The organism is Allokutzneria oryzae (assembly GCF_042429765.1).
Lineage (GTDB): Bacteria > Actinomycetota > Actinomycetes > Mycobacteriales > Pseudonocardiaceae > Allokutzneria > Allokutzneria oryzae.
On record NZ_JBHLZU010000018.1, the window covers coordinates 503,357 to 523,098 of the forward strand.

Genomic DNA, 19,742 nt, shown 5'->3' on the forward strand with positions numbered 1-19,742 from the left:
CACGGCGCCGAGGGTGATCTGGTCGCCGTAGACCTTGTCCAGCACTGCGACCGCGACGGCGTTGTCGTCGACTGCGGGGATCACCCTGCCGTCCGGGTCGACGATGCTGACGTGCGAGGACTTTCCTCGACGACTCCGCCGTCGCGGAGCACGCGGACGCACACCTACCATTTCCGACGGCGTTCTGCCCATGCGTCGACCTGGGCAGAAACCTGATCTCTCCCATTTCTCACCAGTTTCAGTCATACCTGAAATACCCGAACGAGAAACCTGAGACGCTCCGAGCGAGCACATGGTTGACCCCTGTTCAAGAATTCATCAAATCGGCTTTTGACGGCGTAAGCGGTGCTTACGCCGGGTAGAACAGAAAACGAGACATTCGCCGCCAGCACGAGGAGAGATTCACAATGAATCGCAACACCGTTGTTCGTGGAATCACCGCAGCCGCTGTCGCTTTCGGTGGCCTCGCCGTTGCCACCTCCGGTGTCGCCTCCGCCGAGACCCCCGCGCCGTGCACCGCCGCCGAGCTGATCGCCACCGCCGGTGACGGCCAGCAGGGCCAGGACCCGCTCGACGAGCAGCTGGTCGTGGAGTTCAAGGCCAAGGACGGCGTGCACTGCCAGCTCAAGGGCCTTCCCGGTGAGCTGACCTTCTACAAGGACGGCAAGCCGATCCAGGTCACGCCCAAGGTGAAGGACGCCGACCGCGAGGCGGTCATCGACGTCAAGGGCACCGACACCGCGACGCTCATCATCGACGTCCCGAAGCCGCAGGGCGCCCGAGTCACGCCCACCGACGAGGTGTCGTTCAAGCTGCCGTCGGCCAACGCCGACGTGATCCGCCTGCCGTACACCGCGGGTGTCGCCGAGACCCCGACGATCTCCCCGGTCGTCGGCCCGGTCGGCTGACACACCTGGCCGCGAGGTCCCGTCCGCCACGCGCGGGCGGGACCTCCTCGTCTCAGGCGACCGCGCAGATCCCGCAGTCCAGCAGGACCTTCGCCATGCTGCGGCGGAACCCGTCCTCGGAGAAGTGCTCGCGGCAGATTCTCAGCATCTCCTGCTGCACGTCGGACCACAGCTCGTCGTCGCGGAGCATGCGGTCGCACAGCTCCACCATCTCCGCCGGTGACTCGCCGACCAGGTGGCGCGCGTAGGCCCCGAGGTGCAATCCCTCCGCACCGACCGGCGTGGTGACGAATGGCAGACCCGCCGACATCGAGTCGACAAACTTGATCTTCACTCCGGCGCCGAACCGCATCGGCACCACGTGCAGCCGCGCCGAGCTGAGCCACGGCCTCGGATCGGGCACCCTGCCCACGACCTCGTTCAGGCCACCGTGCAACGCCAAGACGTTCGGCGAGGGGTCAGCGCCGACCACGCGCAGCGTCAGCCCGGGGTGCCGCGCACGCAGGTCGGGCAGCACCTCGTTGGCGAGTTCGAGCACCGCGAACTCGTTGGGCGTGCGCGGGGTGTTGTCGAAGCCGCCGAAGAACACCACGCCCGACCGGCCTTCGACGCCCGGGACCTCGTCGGGCGTGACGATCGGGTAGCAGGCGACGTGCGCGGGCGTCTCCGGAGCGACGCGCCGCGCCCACTCCGCCTCCTCCTCGCTCACGCACACCGCGACGTCGGCCCAGCGGAACGCGCTCTGCTCCTCCTCGCGCAGGCGAGCGGCCTCGATCGCGTGGTGCCTGCGCTCGGCGGAGTCGACCGCGTGCTCGAAGTGCTGCTCGGGACGCCGGTGGAACAGGGCCTCGGAGTCGTAGACGCGGATCGCCTGCGGTTGGCTGCGCGCGATCGGGACGCCGTAGTTGGCGTAGTTGTGCGGGCGAAAGGCCACGATCACGTCGTAGAGCCCGGCGCGGGAGCGCGACCAGGCTTCGAGGTCGGTGACACCGTGGACGATCTCGACCCCCTTGGCCTGCCAGCGCGGCGCGTACTCCTCGACGCGTTCCGCGGAGACCGCGAAGAACGTGACGCGCGCGTTGGGGTGCGCCTCGATCCACGCGTCGACCACGGCGGCCGTGCGCGGGTCGCCACGGCCGCGGTCCGCCTGGGGGACGCGGTCGTCGATGAGCAGAACGCGGTAGGGGGCGTTGCGGTCACGCAGCCAGAAGGCGCGATGGGGCCACTCGTCCAACGAGGTCACGGCGGGCCGCTTGGCCAGCTCGCCGGGCCAACGCCGCCGGAAAACCCCGTGGTTGAGCCGCATCAGCTCGTTGGCTCGCTCCGACGAGCTGCTGCCGTGGCGTGCGTGCTCCACGGTGGACTCCGGGACGACCCAGGTCTGCCAGCCGCGTTCGCGCAGCGCCATGGCGAGGTCGACGTCCTCGAAGTACGCGATCTCGTACTCCGGTGAGAAGCCGCCCGCCTGGTGGAAAGCCTTGCGGCGCATGATGAGGCAGGCCGCCGACGCGTAGTCGACCTCGCGCGGGAATGAACCGTCCTCCCACGCGCGGCACCAGCCGTCGCCGCCGATGAGGCTGCCGGACTCCTGGACCGAGCCGTCCGTGTTGAGCATGACCGGAGCGACCGCGCCCACCTCGGGGCGTTCATCCATGAAGGACAGAAGCGGGTCCAGCCAGTCCTCGCGCACCTCGACGTCGGCGTTGAGGAAGCAGACCAGCTCGGTGCGCGCGTGCCGCACGCCGAGGTTGCAGCCCGCGCCGAAGCCCAGGTTCTCCGACATGCGGAGGACCTTGGCCCCGGACAGGTTCTTTTCGAGCCACTCCCCCGTGCCGTCGGGGGAAGCGCTGTCGACGACAACGACGTCGTAGGGCGCGGGCGTGTGCTCGGCGAGCTTCTTGAGGCACGTGACGACCAGGTCGCGCCCGCCGTAGGAGACGAGGACGAAGGTGAGCCTGGGGATCATGAGCCCTTGATCTTCCCGTACGCATCGCGCATCGGCTGCGACCAGCGCAGCAGCTTGGTGTTCCGCAGCGCGTCCAGCTCCCGGCTGTCCAGCGACAGCCGGTCGATCTCGTTGCGCAGCTCGCGGAGCTGGCTCTGCACGACGGCGAGCTCCTCGCGGGTCCGCGCGGCGTCGGCCTTGGCCTCAGCGACCTCACGCCACGCGTCGGCCAGCGTGTCGGCGAGCTTCTGCCGCTCCACCAGCATCCGGTCCCGCAGCCGCCACTGCGCGTGCCGCAGCGCGTTGTTCTCCTCGGCGAGGTCGGCGATGCGGCGGACGAGGTCCCCGCCGCGCGCGGTGAACGCCTGCTCGACGGCGGCGGCGACGTGGTCGAAGTGCGTGGCGACCGCGCGCTTGGCGTGCACGGAGGGCGCGGTGAAGCGCAGCGCGGCGCTGATCGCGTCGGTGAGCCGCTCGGGGCGGTCGACGATCTGCTTGGGGGAACCGAACTCCAGCGCAGGCCAGCGCTCTTCGCCTGTCGGGTCGAACAACACCCACGGCGTGCCGATCGCGGCGGAGGCTGCGGCAACGTGCTCGTCGGTGGCGATGACCACGCTGGCGGCCTTGAGCACGGCGAGCCGGTCCTCCAGCACGACCCCGTCCGGCAGCGCGACGACGTGGTCGGCCGCGAGGAAGTCGCGCACGGCGTCGAGCGGCAGGTCCGCGCTCTGGGTGAGGACGATGCTGCCTTCGGCGGGCAGCACGCCGAGCTGGCGCAGGTGCTGGGTGCGGGTCCGCAGCGCGTCCGCGTCGACGAGATCTCCCAGCAGCAGCGCGGGATTCGGCACAACGGGGATGTCGCCGGAGAGCCCGGCGGCGACGAGCCGGTCACGGGAGCGCCCGTCGCGCACGGCGAGGTACGGCTGCCTGGCGAGCGCGTTCAGCAGCTCGACCGGCGGCCGGTCCGCGATCCGCACGCAGCTGCTGACCAGCGGGTGGGACCGCTCGGCCTCCGGGTCCAGGCCCTCGGTGAAGTAGGAGTGCGCGGCCCCGTCCGGGTAGGGCCAGTCCGAGGGCGGCGCGCCGAGCGGGAAGGTCGGCGCGAGCACGGAGGCGTCGGCGGCCGCGGCGATCTGCTCGATGCGCTCGGAGCTGTGGTCGCCGAGCGGGGCCGCGACGTAGCCGCCGTCCTCGGGGCTGGGCCGGGTCCAGCCCAGCGGCGCGTACCAGCTGGACCGCCAGCCGGGCAGCCGGTGCAGCAGCTCGCGTTCGGTGAGCCGGGCGAAGAGTTGGTCGCCGAATCCGGGCAGGTCCGAGCTGGTCCAGATGGCGAAGGCCCCGATGGTTCTCGACGTGGGTTCCCGCACCGCGCGAGCCTAGCGCCGCTGCGCGCCCGGAGCGTCGACAAGGTGTGAATACGGTGGGCGGACCGAACGGGCCGCCCCTGGCGTTCGCGGATGTGAACACCCGCCTGATCATCGCCGCTGTCGCGGGCGCGCTCATCGCACTGGGCACCGCGAGCCCGGACGTGACCGGGCACCGGGGGTGTGTGCTGGGCTCCTCTGCCCCGACCGGCTGACCCCAAGATCAGCAAGCCGGATGGGGATGAATGGAGAACTTATCAACAGGCTGTCGCCGAACGGCCACTCAGCGGCGACGAGCGGCACCCCGAGCCGGGTACCGCCGACGCGTCTCGGCGAACCATTCTCACTCTCCGACATAACAGCAGGTCAGAGCCGAATCGGCCGCGCCGGTCACCGCCGCCGCCCCCACGCGAACGCCGGGGTCCCCCTCGAACCGGGGACCCCCTAACACTCATTTTCTCACGTCGCGCCCACAGGCAGCGGAAGTTATCCACAGGTATCCGGAGTTGTCCACAACTCGCGGACGGCCCTTCAGTCGACGAGATCGTGGGCCGCCGCGCGGATCGCGTCGGCGTCGATGCCGTGCAGCCGGTGGGCGTCCCCGAGTGAGGAGGACTGACCGAAGTCGGTGACGCCGAGCGTGGTCGTCGGGACCCCGCGCACCGTGCCGAGGAACGCGAGCGTGTGCGGGTGCCCGTCGATCACCGTCACCAGCGGCGCATCGTCGCCGAACAGCGCGTCCAGGATCGACTCGTCGACCAGCGACGCCGGACCGCCGGTCGGCAGCCCCGACCTCGCCCGCGTGGCGCGGAACAGCAGGTCGGCGCTCGTCACCACGACGACCGCCGCCGAGACGCCCTCGTTGTCGAGGTCGCGGGCCGCCGCGAGCGCCTCCGGCACCATCGCGCCCACCGCCGCGATCACCACGTCCGCCTTCGGCGGCGACACCAGGCGGTATCCGCCCGCGACCGCCTGCCTGCGGCGCTGCTCGCGCTCCTCCTGCGACGCGGGCACGGCGGCCAGCGACTGGTCGACCGGGCGAGTGGAGAGCCGGAAGTACGCCGAGCAGCCGCCCGGCCTGCCGACGAAGCTCATCGCGTGCAGCAGCGTCCACTCCAGGTCGGCGGCGAACGCGGGCTCGTAGGCGATCACGCCGGGGTGCTCCAGGCCGACCGACGGCGTGGTGATGCTCTGGTGCGCGCCGCCCTCGGGGGACAGGGTCACACCGGAGGGGGTGCCGAGCAGGATCGACTGGCCGCCCGCGTAGATGCCGAAGGTCCACGGCTCCAGCGCGCGGTTGACGAACGGGTCGTAGATCGTGCCGATGGGGATCAGTGACTCGCCCCAGCGGCTCCACGTCGCACCGAACTCGCCGAGCGCGCCGACCAGGTTCACCTCGGCGATGCCCAGCTCCACGTGCTGGCCGACGGCGGCCTCGTCCCAGTGGATGCGGGTCTCCGGGTCGTCGGAGAACCAGTTCTTCGGCGGCTGCTCACCGTCCACCGTGAACACGCCGACCTTGTTCAGCCACGCGGCGAGGTTGGTCGAGGACGCCACGTCGGGCGAGATCGTCACGACCCGCCCGGCCACCTCGGGGGCCTTGCGGCGGAGGTCCATCAGCACGCGGCCGAACGCGGCCTGACTGGACGAGGTGCCCTTGTGCGCCGGGGAGACCTCGGTGGGCACCGCGAGCGGGGTGACCGCGCGGATCTCCGGCCGCTTCAGCCGGGACGCGGCGGCGGCCAGCAGCGCGCTCTCGGCGCTGCCGACGTCGAACTGCCGCCACGGGTCGTCGACGGACGTGCCGAGGTCACGGGCGAGCGAGGCGTACTGGTCCGGCTTGAGCAGCGCGGAGTGGTTGGCCGGATGGCCCTCCACGGGCAGGCCGCGGCCCTTCACGGTGTAGGCGAAGACCACCGTCGGCCGGGTCGGGTCGGCGGCGGCGAAGGTGTTCATCAGGCCGCCGAGGTCGTGGCCGCCGAGGTCGCGCAGCGCCGCCGCGAGCCCCGCGTCGTCCACGCCCGACAGCAGCCGGGTGAACGCGGGGTCGGGCCGCTCCCCCGCGAGGCGGGTCCGCAGCTCGTCGCCGCTGGCGCGCAGCATCCGCTGGTACTCGGCGTTGGGCATGCCGTCGATCCGGGCGCGCAGCAGCTCACCGCCGTCCGCGGCGAACAGCGAGGTAAGCAGCGGACCGTACTTGCAGGTCAGCACCTCCCAGCCGGCCGCTGTGAACATTCCGGACATTCGGTCGTAGGCGATGCCGGGGATGACGCGGTCCAGCGACTGGCGGTTGAGGTCGACCACCCAGAGCAGCTCGCCGAGCTGGGCGACCTGCGGGTCGTGCACGGCCTCCCAGACCGCGCCCTCGTCCAGCTCCGCGTCACCGACCAGGGCGATCATCCGGCCGCGCGGGCTGGTGGAGCGGCCGCCGCCGAAGTGCGCGTCGCAGTACCTGCGGGCCAGCGCCGCCCAGATCGTGGCGGTCGCGCCGATGCCGACGGAGCCGGTGGAGAAGTCGACGGTGTCGGGGTCCTTGGTGCGCGACGGGTAGGACTGGAGCCCGCCGAGCTCGCGCAGGCGCGGCAGGTAGGAGGCGTCGAGGTCGCCGAGCAGGTAGTTGATCGCGTGCAGCACCGGCGAGGCGTGCGGTTTGACGCTGACCCGGTCCTCGCTGGTCAGCGCGCCGAACCAGAGCGCGGTCATCATCGAGACCATCGAGGCCGACGACGCCTGGTGACCGCCGACCTTGAGGCCGGACGCGTCCCCGCGCACGTGGTTGGCGTGGTGCACGATCGAGGTGGCAAGCCACAACACCCGCTGCTCAACTGAGCGCAGGACTTCGAGGTCAAGGCCGGTTTCCGTGGCGACGCTGCTCACAGGTCGGGACGGTAGCCGACCGCGGAGGCGCACGGGCAGCGACGAAACTCACCCGCGCGAGATGAGGGAATCCTCATCCCGCGCTCACGGAGGCTTCGAAGTCGGAGCCCAGGGTGGTTGTCATGACTCCAGTAAGCCGTCTCGGCATCGTGTCCCTGGTCGCCGCCGGAGTGATCGGCGTCACCACGGGGGTGTACGCCTTCGCCGGTCCGACCGCGGCACCTCCCCAGGTAACCGGAGAAGCGCGGATGAGCCCGGCGCCGAGCCTCGCCAACCACGTCCAGCTGCCGCCACCGCCCGGCGCGCCGATCGCGCCGGTGCTCTGCGACGACGATGATGACCTCGATGACCTGCGCGACGACCTCGACGATCTTGATGACCGTGACGATCTCGACGACGTCAACGACCCGGACGACGACCCCGATGACGACCTGTACGACGACGACTGCCGCCGATGAGTGACCCCGGACCCGCGCGCCTGCGCGTCCCGGCCCGGGTCCGGATCATGGGCTGGCTGCTGGGCCTGATGGTCCTGGTGCTGGCCGTGGTCGTGCTGGTGGTCTGGCGGCTGTCGCTGACCGACGTGGACAACCGGGTCAACCGCGGGCTGGAGCAGGAGGTCCGCGAGTTCGCCGACTTCGTCGCCGCGGGTCGCGACCCGCGCACCGGTGAGGTGATCACCGATCCGACCCGGTTGCTCGCCGCCCACCTGTCCACCCAGTACCCGGAGAACAACGAGGTGCACGCCGGAGTGGTGGTGCAGCCCGACCGGCTCACGATCCGTGTCGAGGGCAACCCCGCCTACGACATGCGCTCCGACGAGGCACTGTTCCGCAAGATCATCGACGCGCCCGGCAGCTACGGCGACACCGAGACCGCCGGCGGCACGATCCGATGGGCGAAGACCCAGCTCGCGGGCGAGCAGATCGCTCCGTCCTACTTCATCACCGCGTACTCCACCGGCGGGATGCGTGCCGCCGCGATGTCGACGGTGCGCCTGCTGTTGCTGGTCAGCGGCTTCGGCGTGGTGCTGGCGGCCGGAGTCGCCTGGGTGGTCGCGGGCCGCATCCTCGCACCCGTGCGGACCGTCCGGCAGGCCGCGGCGGAGATCACCGAGCACGACCTGTCCCGACGCATCCCGGTGCACGGCAAGGACGACATCGCCGCGCTCGCCGAGCAGTTCAACGCGATGCTGGACCGCCTGGAGCAGGCGTTCGGCACGCAGCGCCGCTTCCTCGACGACGCGGGCCACGAGCTGCGCACGCCGATCACCATCGTCCAGGGCCACCTGGAGCTGATGGGCGACGATCCGGCCGAGCGCGCCGAGGTCGTGCGGCTGTGCACCGACGAGCTGGACCGGATGAACCGCATCGTCGGGGACCTGTTGGTGCTGGCCAAGGCGGAGCGGCCGGACTTCGTCAACCCGCACGAGGTGTCGCTGCACGAGCTGACCAGCGACATCGACGCCAAGGTCCGTGCGCTCGGCGACCGCCGCTGGGTGCTGGAGGCCATGGGCGAGGGCACGGTGCGGCTGGACGAGCAGCGGGTCACCCAGGCCGTCGTGCAGCTGGCGCAGAACGCCGTGCAGCACACCGAGCCGGGTGCGGAGATCCGCGTCGGCTCCGCGCTGCTGGACGGGCGGATGTCGTTCTGGGTCACCGACTCCGGGCCGGGCATCCGGCAGGACGAGCACGGGAAGATCTTCCAGCGCTTCGGCAGGGCCTCGACCGGGCGGCGCGACCGCGGTGGCGCCGGGTTGGGGCTGGCGATCGTGCTGGCCATCGCCGAGGCGCACAACGGGGCGGCGAAGGTGCTCTCCGAACCGGGCAGTGGCGCGACCTTCGGCATCGACCTCCCCGCAACGCCCGCGACCGAGGAGCAGCAGTGAGCCGGATCCTGATCGTCGAGGACGAGCAGCGCATCGCGTCGTTCGTGGAGAAGGGCCTGCGCGCCAACGGCTTCACCACGACGGTGGTCGGCGACGGCGAGTCCGCGCTCGACTACGCGGTGACCGGTGGTTTCGACCTGGTGGTGCTGGACCTCGGGCTGCCCGACCGGGACGGGTTCTCCGTGTTGCGGTCGCTGCGCGAGGCGAAGGTGACCGCGCCGGTGATCATCCTGACCGCGCGGGACTCGGTGCACGACACGGTCGCCGGGCTGGAGGGCGGCGCGGACGACTACATGACCAAACCGTTCCGCTTCGAGGAGCTGCTGGCGCGGGTCCGGCTGCGGCTGCGCGGCCCGGAGCGGGCGCCGGAGGTGACGGTGCTGCGGTACGAGGACCTGTCGCTGGACCTGCGGACCCGTCGCGCCCAGCTGCCCGGCCAGGTGGTCGACCTGACCGCGCGCGAGTTCGCGTTGCTGGAGCTGTTCCTGCGGCACCAGGGCCAGGTGCTGTCGCGGGAGCAGATCCTGTCGCACGTGTGGGGCTACGACTTCGATCCCGGCTCGAACGTGGTGGACGTCTACGTGCGGGCGCTGCGGAAGAAGGTCGGGGCCGAACGGATCGACACCGTGCGCGGGATGGGCTACCGCATGGGTCGCTAATCGCTGAAAATATTTGCAGGCACTGTGCAGGAATGGTCTTGCCCTGCATCATCGACCGCATCGTCCCTCCCAGTGCTGCGAGGCTCCGATGCGAAAGCTTGTCCTGGCCGCTTCTTCCCTGCTTGCGGCCACCCTGCTCACCCCTGTCCCCGCGACGGCCGCCCCGCAGGGCGACAAAGACGTGATCGTCAGACTGTTCCAGTGGAACTGGCCGTCCGTGGCCAAGGAATGCAAAGAATTTCTCGGCCCGCGCGGTGTCGGCGCGGTGCACGTCTCACCGCCGCAGGAGCACGTCGTCCGCCCCGACCTGGGCAGCCCGTGGTGGCAGGACTACCAGCCGGTCAGCTACAAGATCGACAGCCGCCGCGGTGACCGCGCCGCGTTCGCCGCGATGGTCTCCGGCTGCAAGTCCGCGGGCGTGAAGGTCTTCGTCGACGCGGTGATCAACCACATGGCCGGCCAGGACGTGCCGGGCACCGGGTGGGCGGGCAGCCGCTACGACCACTACTCCTACCCGGGGATCTACGGCGACAACGACTTCCACCACTGCGGCCGCAACGGCAACGACGACATCAAGAACTACATGGACCGCTTCGAGGTGCAGAACTGCGAGCTGGTGAACCTCGCGGACCTCAAGACGGAGAGCGAGCAGGTTCGCAACCGCATCGCGGGCTACCTCAACGACCTGCTGTCCCTGGGGGTCGACGGCTTCCGCATCGACGCGGCCAAGCACATGCCGACCGGCGACATCGCCGCGATCACGTCGAAGCTGAGCCGCCCGGCGTACATCTACCAGGAGGCCACCTACGCGGCGGGCGAGCCGATCCAGCCGGACGAGTACCTGCGCAACGGCGACGTGAAGGAGTTCCGCTACGGCTACGACCTCGCGCGGATCTTCAACCAGGAGAAGCTTTCCTACCTGCGGACCTTCGGCGCGCCGCTGCCGAGCGACAAGGCCGTGGTGTTCACCGACAACCACGACACGCAGCGCGGCCACCCGGTGCTGACCTACAAGGACGGCGGCCGCTACGCGCTGGCCAACGCGTTCATGTTGGCGTGGCCGTACGGCTCCCCGCAGCTGATGAGCTCCTTCGAGTTCTCCAACAACGACCAGGGACCACCGTCGGAGTCCAACGGCCGCACGAAGAACGCGACCTGCTTCACCGACGGCTGGCGTTGTGAGCACCGGTGGCAGGTGATCAGCAACATGGTCGGCTTCCACAACACCGTGCGCGGCACGAACGTGAACAGCTGGTGGGACAACGGCAACGACCTGATCACCTTCGGCAGGGGCGACAAGGGCTACCTGGTCCTCAACGACGAGGGCTCGGCGACCACCGGCCGCTCGTTCCGCACGCCGCTGCCAGCCGGCAAGTACTGCGACGTGATCCACGGCGACTTCGCAGGCGGCAGGTGCACCGGCCCTGTGTACACAGTGGACAGTGGAGGCTGGTTCCGCGCCGACGTCGCAGCACACGACGCGATCGCGTTGCACGTCAACGCCCGCGTCGGCTGACCTTCCCCGTGCCCGGCTCGTTCAGTGCACTGGGGGTGCGCTGAACGAGCCGCACGGCAAGCGGATCAGCAGAGCTCCAGGCGGTCGACCCGGCCGCTGGGCCCGTAGAGGTCGTGCCGCTGCCCGGGCTTGTAGGTCCAGCAGGAGCTGTCCGGACCGAAGGCCACGATGATCTTCACCTTCTTCGTGGTCTTGCACTTGTTGGTCACCTCGATGCGCATCTTCCACTGGTTGTTCTTCCAGGTCACGCACGAGGGAGCCGACTGGGCGGCAGACGCGGGGACCGCCGTGAGCAGAGGCGCGAGGACCGCGAGACCGATCGCGGCGATCACGGCACGGGCGCTTCGACGGGTGTGCTTCACCAAAACTCCTCTGTATCTGCAACACGTCTCACACATGGCGACGCGCACCCCAACGAGAGGGTTCCAGTCCACAGTGGAACTTCGGCCACAACCGAACTCACCTGCCCGCGGCGTACCCCTGCGCGCCGCGCGGATTGGCCGCGCCGTAAAGGAATCCGGTCTCCGGATCACGCGCCACGGCGGACATCCGGCCGAGCGACCACGGCCCACCGTCCACGACGCGATGACCGCGCTGCTCCAGCGATGCGATGGTCGAAGCGCCCAGCCGCGACTCGACGACGAGCTCTCCCGGCGTCCAGTTGCGGGGGTAGAACGAGCTGGGCACCGCGTTGGAGTGCCAGGCGGGCGAGTCGATCGCGGCCTGGAGGTTGAGCCCGCCGACGGTGTGCGCCAGCCAGAAGCACAGCTGCCACTGGTCCTGCTGGTCGCCGCCGGGCGTGCCGAACGCCAGGACGGGACTGCCGTTCCTGCTGGCCATGGACGGACTGAGCGTGATGCGGGGCCGCTTGCCCGGCGCGAGGGAGTTCGGCAGCCCCTCGTCCAGCCAGAACATCTGCGCGCGCGTGCCGAGGCAGAAGCCGAGAGCGGGAATCGTCGGCGAGGACTGGAGCCACCCGCCGGACGGGGTCGCGGACACGATGTTGCCCCAGCGGTCCACCACGTCGACGTGCACGGTGTCGCCGCGCGTGGTGCCGGTGCGGGACACCGTCGGCTCACCGACACCTGCGGCACCGTTGCCGGAAACCGCCGCGGCCCGTCCGGAGTCCACATAGGACGCAAGTGCGGCGACGCGCCCCTCCGGCGATCCCGGCCGAAGCTCAAGTGATGCCCGGGAACCGATGAGCGGAGCGCGAGAAGCCGCGTAGGACCGCGACACCAGCGCGTCGATCGGCACATCGGGATCGTCGCCGTACCACGCCTCACGATCAGCGAAGGCGAGCTTGGTCGCCTCGACCGCCTGGTGCACGGTGTCCGCGGTAGCCACACCATCCACATAGGACAATGAGCGTCCTTCGAGTAGCCGGAGCTGCTGCGCCAGCGCGGGCCCCTGGCTCCACCGGCCGATCTTGTGCAGCGACCACCCGTCGGCGAGGTCCACGGTCAGCGGCGCCTCGTAGGACGCCTGCCAGGTCGCGATGTCCTGCGCGGTCAGCACTCCCGCGTGGTCGCGTCCGGAGTCGTCGCGGACCGGGGTGCGGCAGAACGCCTCGATCTCCTCGGCGACGAAACCCTGCGACCAGGCGCGCCGCGCGGCGTCGATCTGCGCCTCGCGGCCGGCGACCGCCTCGGCGACGGTCAGCAGCCGCTCCCACGTGTCGGCCAGCACCGGGTTGGTGAACCGGCTGCCCGGCGCCGGAGCCTTGCCGTCGCGCAGCCACATCGCCGCGGAGCTGGGCCAGTGCTCGGTGAACAGCCCGGCGACGGTGCTGATCGTCATCGGGATGCGGTCGATGAGCGGGAAGCCGTCGCGGGCGTAGCCGATCGCGTGGCCGAGGACCTGGCGCAGCGACCGGGTGCCGTGGTCGCGGAGCAGGGTCAGCCAGCCGTCCCACGCCCCGGGGACCGTGGCCGCGAGCAGGCCGGTCCCCGGGATGAGGTCGAGCCCCTGGTCGCGGTAGTGGCCGATGCTCGCGCCGGCCGGAGCGACACCCTGGCCGCACAGGACCCGGACCTCGTCGGAGCCCGCGGTGGCGAAGAGCGCGGGCACCTCGCCGCCGGGGCCGTTGAGGTGCGGCTCCACGACCTGGAGCACGAAGCCCGCCGCCACGGCCGCGTCGAAGGCGTTGCCGCCGTCCTCCAGCACCGCCATCCCGGCCGCCGAGGCCAGCCAGTGCGTGGAGGCCACCATCCCGTACGTCCCGACGAGCTCGGGCCTGGTCGTGAACACGCTCTCAACCTAGGCGAACTCGTTAACACTGCTAAATACCGTATCGATTCAGAGGGCAGCTCCCACGCACGCGGCCAGGAAGACGACCTGCTCGATGGTCCGGGGAACGAGCGGCGTCGCCGGCCGCCCGCCGAAGTCGAGCCGCTTCACCGCCGCGTGGACGTTCGCGGGGAACATCGCCAGCAGCAACAGCGCGAGGCAGATCGCCGCCGCCCGAGCGGTGACCGGGACGAGCAGCCCGACCGCGCCCGCGATCTCCAGCACGCCGGTGACGGTGACCAGCAGCGCGGGGTTGGGCAGCCGGGGCGGAACCATCGCGATCATGTCCGCCCGCAGCTTCGACCAGTGCGCGAAGCCGGTGAGCAGGAACATCAGCGCCAACCCGACGCGAAGCGCGGGCTGCCACCCGTCCAGCGCGTCGACGCCGAGCAGCCCGGCGACCCTGGCAAGACCCCAACCGGTGAGAAGCGCGATGAACGGCGCCATGACACGACCTCCTCCAGAAGACAGAGGAAGCATAACACCGTTTCAGAACAGTGTTACAAAACTAGTCCACCGGCTGCCTGCCCACGCCGCGCCAGCCGAGGCCCGCGCGCCGGAGCACGTCCGGGTCCAGGTGGTTGCGGGTGTCGATGACGACCCTGCCCTCCAGCAGCGCGGCCACCCGCGACCAGTCCAGCGTGCGGAACTCCGGCCACTCGGTCAGCAGCACCAGGCCCGCCGCGCCCTTGGCCACCTCGTACGCGTCGCCCACGACGCGAACGGTGTCGGTCACGCCGGGGACCGCGCCCGCGACTCCGGGGTCGTAGGCGGTCAGCTCGGCGCCCTCCTCCCGGAGCAGCGCGGCCACGGCCAGCGCGGGCGAGTCGCGGAGGTCGTCGGTCCCGGCCTTGAAGGTCAGCCCGAGCAGCCCCAGCCGCACTCCGTCCAGCGAGCCGCCGCAGGCTTCGCGGATCTTGGTGACGATGCGCTGCCGCTGGCGGGTGTTCGTGTCGATGGTGGCGCGCAGCAGCATGAAGTCGAAGTCGACGGCGTCGGCGGCCTGGATCAGCGCGTGGGTGTCCTTCGGCAGGCACGAGCCGCCCCAGCCCGGCCCCGGCTGGAGGAACGCCTGGCCGATCCGCCGGTCGTAGCCGATGCCCTCGGTCACGTCGGCCACGTTCGCGCCCAGCCGCTCCGAGAGCTCGGCGACCGCGTTGACGTAGGACAGCTTCATCGCGAGGAAGCAGTTCGCCGCGTACTTGACCAGCTCGGCGCTGGGCGCGTCGGTCAGCACCGTCGGCGCCCCGAGGCGGGCGTAGAGGGCGGCGACGCGCTCGGCGGCGTCCTGGGCGCTGGAGCCGACCACGATCCGGTCCGGGTTGAGGAAGTCGTGCACCGCGCTGCCCTCGCGCAGGAACTCCGGGTTGCTCACCACGGCGATGTCCGGCCGGTCCAGCAGCTTGTGCACGCGCTCGGCGGTGCCGACCGGCACGGTCGACTTGTTCACCACCACGCAGCCCCTCGGCAGCAGGTCGCGGACCTCGGAGATCACCGACTCGACGGCCATCAGGTCGGCCGCGCCGCCGACGCCCATCGGGGTCGGCACGCACATGAAGACGACCTCGGCGTCCAGCACGGCCTTGCTCGCGCCCAGCACGAACTCCAGCCGCCCCGCGGCCAGGCCCTCGGCGACCAGCTCGCTCAGCCCCGGCTCCAGGATGGAGACCTGGCCCGCCGACAGCTTCGCGACCTTGTCGGCGTCGACGTCCGCGCAGATCACCCGGTGGCCGAGCGAGGCGAGACAGGCGCCCGTGGTCAGTCCGACATAGCCGGAGCCGACCACGGCGATTCGACGGGCGAACACGACACCACCCCCGATGGCGGCCGGAAGAGAGGACCGTCGAATCCTGGCATCGCGGACCTGGGCATTGCCAACCGGCCAAATCGCACGTGGCAACCATCACCGCTCGGCAACGGGGAGTGACTGGGCGGTCACCAGGGCATAGGGTTTCCGGCTTGTGGAGCAGCGTCGTCTAGGTAATTCGGGCCTCGTCGTGAGCGCGGTCGGCCTCGGGTGCAACAACCTGGGCCGTCCCGGCACGACAACGGAGTCCCTCGCGGGCACCCGCGAGGTGGTCAACGCCGCGCTGGAGTCCGGCGTGACGTTCTTCGACGTCGCCGACGTCTACGGGGCCCCGCGCGGGCGCAGTGAGGACCTGCTGGGCCAGGCGCTCACCGGTGTCCGCGAGCACGCGGTGATCGCCACCAAGTTCGGCATGGACATGCAGGGCACCAACGGCCCGGACTTCGGCGCTCGCGGCTCCCGGCGCTACATCACCAGAGCGGTGGAGTCCTCGCTGCGCAGGCTCAACACCGACTGGATCGACGTCTACCAGCTGCACCGGCCGGACCCGTCCACGCCGCTTGAGGAGACGCTGTCGGCGGCCGACGACCTGGTCCGCTCCGGCAAGGTCCGCTACGTCGGCCACTGCAACCTGGCGGGCTGGCAGATCGCGGACGCCGCGTGGACCGCGAGAACGGCGAACCTGACCGCACCGGTGTCCGCGCAGAACCACTACTCGCTGCTGGAGCGCGAGGCCGAGCGCGACGTGATCCCCGCGTGCGGACGCTTCGGCCTCGGCCTGCTGCCGTACTTCCCGCTGGCCAACGGGCTGCTGACCGGCAAGTACCAGCGCGAGACCGAGCCGCCGGCCGGCAGCAGGCTGGTCGGCAGGGACCGGTTGCTCGCCGACGCGCCGTGGGACCGCATCGACGCGCTGCGGGCGTTCGCGCGGGAGCGCGGCATCACCATGCTGGAGCTCGCCATCGGCTGGCTGGCGCACCAACCGACGGTCGCCTCCGTGATGGCCGGTGCCACCAGCGCGGAGCAGATCAAGAGCAACGCCGAGGCCTCTCGGTGGACCCCGACGGCCGAGGATCTCCAGGAGATCGACCGGATCTGCCCACCGGGCAGGCGTTGACGCGACCAGAAGTCACTTGCTGTAGCCAGATCGGTCCCCCGAACGCTGATCACGACTGGCCACATGGCCGATGTGCACGGAGGGTGAGGACAGCCAGGCTTGACCGCATGGAGCTGCTCGGAATCGTCGCCATGCTCGGTGCGCTCGCGCTGCTGGCCGCCGTACCGCTGGTAGCCCTGCTGCACACCGCGGAAGCGCGCAGACGGTAAGCCATCTCACCTCCCAAGCGCTCGCTTGGACCCCGTAGCCTCACAGCGCGGGCGGCAGTTCCGGCCGCCTTCTCGACGCTGAGAGGACAGGCATGCAGATCACCGACACCGCTGCGATCGTCACCGGTGGTGCTTCCGGTCTCGGCGCGGCCACCAGCCGTGCCCTCGCCGCCAAGGGCGCGCGGGTGTTCGCGCTTGACCTCGAAAACTCGATCAAGAACGCGGACGCGGTCGACGGCGTGACCTACGTCGAGGCGGACGTGACCAGCGCCGAGCAGATCCAGGCGGCCGTCGAGCAGGCCGCGGGCTCCGGTGTCCCGCTGCGCACCGTGGTGAACTGCGCTGGTGTCGGCTGGGCGGGCCGCATCCTGAACAAGTCGGGCGAGGCCCACGACTACGACCTGTTCCGCAAGGTCGTGGAGATCAACCTGGTCGGCACGTTCAACGTGATGCGCCTGGCCGCCGCCGCGATCGCCACCACCGAGGAGCTGGCAGGCGGGCACCGCGGCGTCATCATCAACACCGCCTCGGTCGCGGCCTTCGAGGGCCAGATCGGCCAGATCGCCTACTCCGCGTCCAAGGGCGGCGTTGTCGGCATGACCGTGCCCGCCGCGCGCGACCTGGCGAACAAGGGCATCCGGGTGATGACCATCGCGCCGGGCCTGGTCAACACCCCGATGCTGGCCGGTGTCGACGAGAAGTTCCGCGAGGGCCTCGCCGCGGGCGTGCCGTTCCCGAAGCGCCTGGCGAACCCGGAGGAGTACGCCCAGCTGGCGACCATGATCGTTGAGCACGACTACCTCAACGGCGAGGTCATCAGGATGGACGGCGCACTCCGCATGGCGCCGCGCTGACCACGACGAGCCCTAGAGGTCGCCCACGAACGGGAGTTCGTGGGCGCCTTCCGAGCTCATCCACCTGCGCAGCGTCCAGGTGGCCATCACGTCGTCCTCGTTGTACTCCAGCAACCGCCGCCGCTGGTCGTCCTGGGGCTCCTCGCCGTCCATGCCGACCGCGTCGCGGTACCAGCGCATCGAGTTCTCGCCGCCCGCCTCGGGGTCCCGCCAGTGGAAACCCGCGGCGGGCGCGATCGTCTTCAGGCCTTTGCCGTGGGCGCACAGGAACTGGTCCCGCACGATGCCGAACAGATCGACCCACTGCCCGGAGTTGATGAACGCCTTGACCTCGCGCGTGGTCGGCACGCCGGGCTGCCCGGCGAAGCGCTCCGCGCTGGAGAGCATCCAGCGGTTCTCCGCAAGCTCGTTGTAGCAGTACGCGCGGAAGCTCAGCCCGCGCGCGCGGGCCCGCAGCCGGACGCCGGTCATCCAGGTCCAGAACTCCGCGAACGAGCGGCCCTCGTCCTCGGTCGGCAGCGGCTCCCAGGTGGCGAACGCGCGGTAGCCGGCCTCCTCGTCGATGTCCGTGCCGGAGAGCCAGCAGCCCCACAGGTAGGCCCCGGCGTCGCCGAAGCTCTCCATGTCCACGTCGAGCTCGACGTCGGCGCGCGGCACGTCGATCCGCTCGACGCGGCGCACCAGGTTCATCCCCCGCAGCCAGGCGCGGGCCAGCAGCACCGCGTCCTGGAAGGGCATGCCCACGAGCGGGACCGGTGGCTCCTCCGCGTTCGGGTCGAGCTCCGCCAGCTTGTCCACTGTGGACACCCCGGTGCCGCGCAGCGCCGTCGCGTCCTCGCCGCGCACCACCAGGCTGACGTCGCGGGAGCCGCGCAGCTCCGTCTCGCAGGTCGGCCACCACGGGCAGGTCCGGCACTCCACGATCCGCGACGGTCTTGCCAGCGGGTCGGACTCCGACCGCGCGGCCCGCGCCACGGCGAGCCGGTCGGCGAAGCGCGCGTCGTACTCCGACAGCGCGGTGCGGCCGTTGGGCCAGGTCGGCGCTTCGAGGTCGTGCCAGAGCACCACGTCGGCGTCCATGCCGATCACGCCACCGGTCGCCCGGCCGGCCGCGGCGAACCCGCTGGCCTGGAGCAACCTGGTCGCGTGCGCCAACCGCAGCTGGTCACGCGGCTGCGGGCGGACCTTGCGCAGCGGGTCGGAGCGCGCCCCACCGGGGTACGGCACGCTCAGCGGCGAGGTCCGCGCCCCGGAGCCGGGGTCGGAGACCTTGTGCCGCACCACGATCAGCGGCACGTAGCCGCCGTAGGGGCTGCGCACCAGCAGCTCGACCCCGCCGCGGCGGCCACCGAGCGGGTCGGCGGGCAGCAGCCCGCCCCACACGTACGGCACCCCGGCGGTGAGCAGGGCGAGCGTGACCCGCTCCCGGTCGGCCGCGGACTCGGTCGACGGGACCTCGGTCCACTCCGCGCCGAGGCTGCGGGCGAGCCGGTCCGCGACCGCCCTGCGATGCGACTGGGCGTCGGCCATCCGCTGCGACGCGGCGGGGTCCGGCGGCGCCTTCGGCACGTCCGCCATGTTCGGGTCGTGTTCCAGGTGCACGCGACGCCGGCAGCGGTTCACCACCCCTGCGTCCAGCATCACCTGAGAACTCACACGGAGCAGCGTAAGTGCCCTGCCAAAGATCAGTGGCAGGTACTCCGCGATCGATCGTGAAACGTTGACCAGCGCGCCGTGCTGCCGTGCTCCGCGCTGCGCCATAGTGTTGACCGAAGACCCGCTTGCGGGGTCGAGCATCGTTACAGAAGGCCCGCGGAGGTGGCAGCAGGATGGCGCGCAAGCGGCGAGTTCCCAAGCTCACGGCCAGCAACACGAAGAACCTGATCGGCGTCGGCAAGGTGCTGATCCCGGTGCTCGCGCCGATCGCGCTGAAGGCCGCGTCGGTGGCCCGCGACCGCTACGACCAGATGCGGGCCCGCAAGCTCGGCGTCCCGGTGGACAGCCTCGCCCAGTTCTCCGGCAAGGGCGGCGCGCTGCACGCCAGGCTGGTCGGCGTCGGCAACGCCATCGGTGACCTGCGCACGAGCGGCCGGACGACCCCCGAAGCCGACGCGTTCGCCGCGGACAGCGAGCAGCGGCTGGTCCAGCTCGCCGCCGCCGTGCGGGCCGCGGAGCGGATGCCGACGGCACGTCGCAAAGCGGCCCACCACAGCGTGGCGGTGGAGCTGGACCGGATGGAGGCGGAGCTGCTCCGCCGCTTCGGGGTCTCCTGACCCCCCACCCCGTCTCCTAACACCCCCCACCCCCAA

The 19,742-nt window shown here is 70.9% G+C and carries 17 protein-coding genes; 9 read left to right on the top strand and 8 right to left on the bottom strand.

Features of this window, described 5'->3' with window-relative positions:
- The first annotated feature begins 407 nt into the window (after positions 1–407).
- Positions 408–908 (top strand): hypothetical protein, encoded by a 501-nt coding sequence (locus tag ACFFQA_RS21560; protein ID WP_377854986.1) that lies wholly within the window; start codon positions 408–410, stop codon positions 906–908.
- A gap of 52 nt (positions 909–960) precedes the next feature.
- On the opposite strand, the gene ACFFQA_RS21565 is transcribed toward ACFFQA_RS21560, so the two are convergent.
- Positions 961–2,874 carry a glycosyltransferase gene (locus ACFFQA_RS21565; RefSeq protein ID WP_377854988.1) on the bottom strand — a complete coding sequence of 638 codons (1,914 nt, stop codon included), beginning with the start codon at positions 2,872–2,874 and terminating at the stop codon, positions 961–963.
- The gene (locus ACFFQA_RS21570; protein ID WP_377854991.1) at positions 2,871–4,220 is read right to left on the bottom strand and encodes a glycosyltransferase family protein; all 1,350 of its coding nucleotides are present in this window, start codon (positions 4,218–4,220) and stop codon (positions 2,871–2,873) included. The genes ACFFQA_RS21565 and ACFFQA_RS21570 overlap by 4 nt, the downstream gene beginning before the upstream one ends.
- A gap of 53 nt (positions 4,221–4,273) precedes the next feature.
- On the opposite strand from ACFFQA_RS21570, the gene ACFFQA_RS21575 reads away from it, so the two are divergent.
- Positions 4,274–4,432 carry a hypothetical protein gene (locus ACFFQA_RS21575; RefSeq protein ID WP_377854994.1) on the top strand — a complete coding sequence of 53 codons (159 nt, stop codon included), beginning with the start codon at positions 4,274–4,276 and terminating at the stop codon, positions 4,430–4,432.
- Between the two features lie 316 nt (positions 4,433–4,748).
- Here the strand turns inward: ACFFQA_RS21575 and ACFFQA_RS21580 are convergent, their stop codons facing one another.
- On the bottom strand, positions 4,749–7,094 hold the full coding sequence (locus ACFFQA_RS21580) for a thiamine pyrophosphate-binding protein (RefSeq protein WP_377854996.1): 2,346 nt from the start codon (positions 7,092–7,094) through the stop codon (positions 4,749–4,751).
- 122 nt (positions 7,095–7,216) lie between these two features.
- On the opposite strand from ACFFQA_RS21580, the gene ACFFQA_RS21585 reads away from it, so the two are divergent.
- The 4 genes from ACFFQA_RS21585 to ACFFQA_RS21600 all read left to right on the top strand — a co-directional run bounded on the left by ACFFQA_RS21585 (position 7,217) and on the right by ACFFQA_RS21600 (position 11,157).
- Positions 7,217–7,552: a hypothetical protein gene (locus tag ACFFQA_RS21585; RefSeq protein WP_377854999.1), complete on the top strand. Its 336-nt coding sequence runs from the start codon at positions 7,217–7,219 to the stop codon at positions 7,550–7,552.
- Complete coding sequence (locus ACFFQA_RS21590; RefSeq protein WP_377855002.1) at positions 7,549–8,982, top strand: sensor histidine kinase; 1,434 nt, start codon at positions 7,549–7,551, stop codon at positions 8,980–8,982. Before ACFFQA_RS21585 ends, ACFFQA_RS21590 begins: the two co-directional genes overlap by 4 nt.
- Positions 8,979–9,641 (top strand): response regulator transcription factor, encoded by a 663-nt coding sequence (locus tag ACFFQA_RS21595; protein WP_377855005.1) that lies wholly within the window; start codon positions 8,979–8,981, stop codon positions 9,639–9,641. The genes ACFFQA_RS21590 and ACFFQA_RS21595 overlap by 4 nt, the downstream gene beginning before the upstream one ends.
- 88 nt (positions 9,642–9,729) lie before the next feature.
- Complete coding sequence (locus tag ACFFQA_RS21600; protein ID WP_377855008.1) at positions 9,730–11,157, top strand: alpha-amylase; 1,428 nt, start codon at positions 9,730–9,732, stop codon at positions 11,155–11,157.
- A gap of 65 nt (positions 11,158–11,222) precedes the next feature.
- Here ACFFQA_RS21600 and ACFFQA_RS21605 read toward each other — a convergent pair whose 3' ends face one another.
- The 4 genes from ACFFQA_RS21605 to ACFFQA_RS21620 form a co-directional block, all read right to left on the bottom strand.
- Entirely contained in the window at positions 11,223–11,519 is a 297-nt protein-coding gene (locus ACFFQA_RS21605; protein WP_377855011.1) for an alpha-amylase inhibitor, read from the bottom strand.
- A gap of 97 nt (positions 11,520–11,616) precedes the next feature.
- Positions 11,617–13,407, bottom strand: coding sequence for a gamma-glutamyltransferase family protein (locus ACFFQA_RS21610; RefSeq protein WP_377855013.1), 1,791 nt, complete (start codon positions 13,405–13,407; stop codon positions 11,617–11,619).
- 48 nt (positions 13,408–13,455) lie between these two features.
- The gene (locus ACFFQA_RS21615) at positions 13,456–13,893 is read right to left on the bottom strand and encodes a DoxX family protein (protein ID WP_377855016.1); all 438 of its coding nucleotides are present in this window, start codon (positions 13,891–13,893) and stop codon (positions 13,456–13,458) included.
- Between the two features lie 61 nt (positions 13,894–13,954).
- Complete coding sequence (locus ACFFQA_RS21620) at positions 13,955–15,253, bottom strand: UDP-glucose dehydrogenase family protein (RefSeq protein WP_377855019.1); 1,299 nt, start codon at positions 15,251–15,253, stop codon at positions 13,955–13,957.
- Positions 15,254–15,443: 190 nt separating this feature from the next.
- Between ACFFQA_RS21620 and ACFFQA_RS21625 the strand changes: the two genes are divergently transcribed.
- Complete coding sequence (locus ACFFQA_RS21625; protein WP_377855025.1) at positions 15,444–16,370, top strand: aldo/keto reductase; 927 nt, start codon at positions 15,444–15,446, stop codon at positions 16,368–16,370.
- 301 nt (positions 16,371–16,671) lie between these two features.
- Positions 16,672–17,433: an SDR family NAD(P)-dependent oxidoreductase gene (locus ACFFQA_RS21630; protein WP_377855028.1), complete on the top strand. Its 762-nt coding sequence runs from the start codon at positions 16,672–16,674 to the stop codon at positions 17,431–17,433.
- Positions 17,434–17,445: 12 nt separating this feature from the next.
- Here ACFFQA_RS21630 and ACFFQA_RS21635 read toward each other — a convergent pair whose 3' ends face one another.
- The gene (locus ACFFQA_RS21635) at positions 17,446–19,089 is read right to left on the bottom strand and encodes a TM0106 family RecB-like putative nuclease (protein ID WP_377855031.1); all 1,644 of its coding nucleotides are present in this window, start codon (positions 19,087–19,089) and stop codon (positions 17,446–17,448) included.
- A gap of 125 nt (positions 19,090–19,214) precedes the next feature.
- Here ACFFQA_RS21635 and ACFFQA_RS21640 point away from each other — a divergent pair, with 125 nt between their 5' ends.
- On the top strand, positions 19,215–19,706 hold the full coding sequence (locus ACFFQA_RS21640) for a DUF6474 family protein (protein WP_377855034.1): 492 nt from the start codon (positions 19,215–19,217) through the stop codon (positions 19,704–19,706).
- The last annotated feature ends 36 nt before the right edge of the window (positions 19,707–19,742 follow it).

Excerpts from the sequence above, each read along its gene's own strand:
- ACFFQA_RS21560 (WP_377854986.1), top strand. The coding sequence starts at position 408 with ATGAATCGCAACACCGTTGTTCGTGGAATCACCGCAGCCGCTGTCGCT.
- ACFFQA_RS21565 (WP_377854988.1), bottom strand. The coding sequence starts at position 2,874 with ATGATCCCCAGGCTCACCTTCGTCCTCGTCTCCTACGGCGGGCGCGAC.
- ACFFQA_RS21585 (WP_377854999.1), top strand. The coding sequence starts at position 7,217 with ATGACTCCAGTAAGCCGTCTCGGCATCGTGTCCCTGGTCGCCGCCGGA.
- ACFFQA_RS21590 (WP_377855002.1), top strand. The coding sequence starts at position 7,549 with ATGAGTGACCCCGGACCCGCGCGCCTGCGCGTCCCGGCCCGGGTCCGG.
- ACFFQA_RS21600 (WP_377855008.1), top strand. The coding sequence starts at position 9,730 with ATGCGAAAGCTTGTCCTGGCCGCTTCTTCCCTGCTTGCGGCCACCCTG.
- ACFFQA_RS21615 (WP_377855016.1), bottom strand. The coding sequence starts at position 13,893 with ATGGCGCCGTTCATCGCGCTTCTCACCGGTTGGGGTCTTGCCAGGGTC.
- ACFFQA_RS21630 (WP_377855028.1), top strand. The coding sequence starts at position 16,672 with ATGCAGATCACCGACACCGCTGCGATCGTCACCGGTGGTGCTTCCGGT.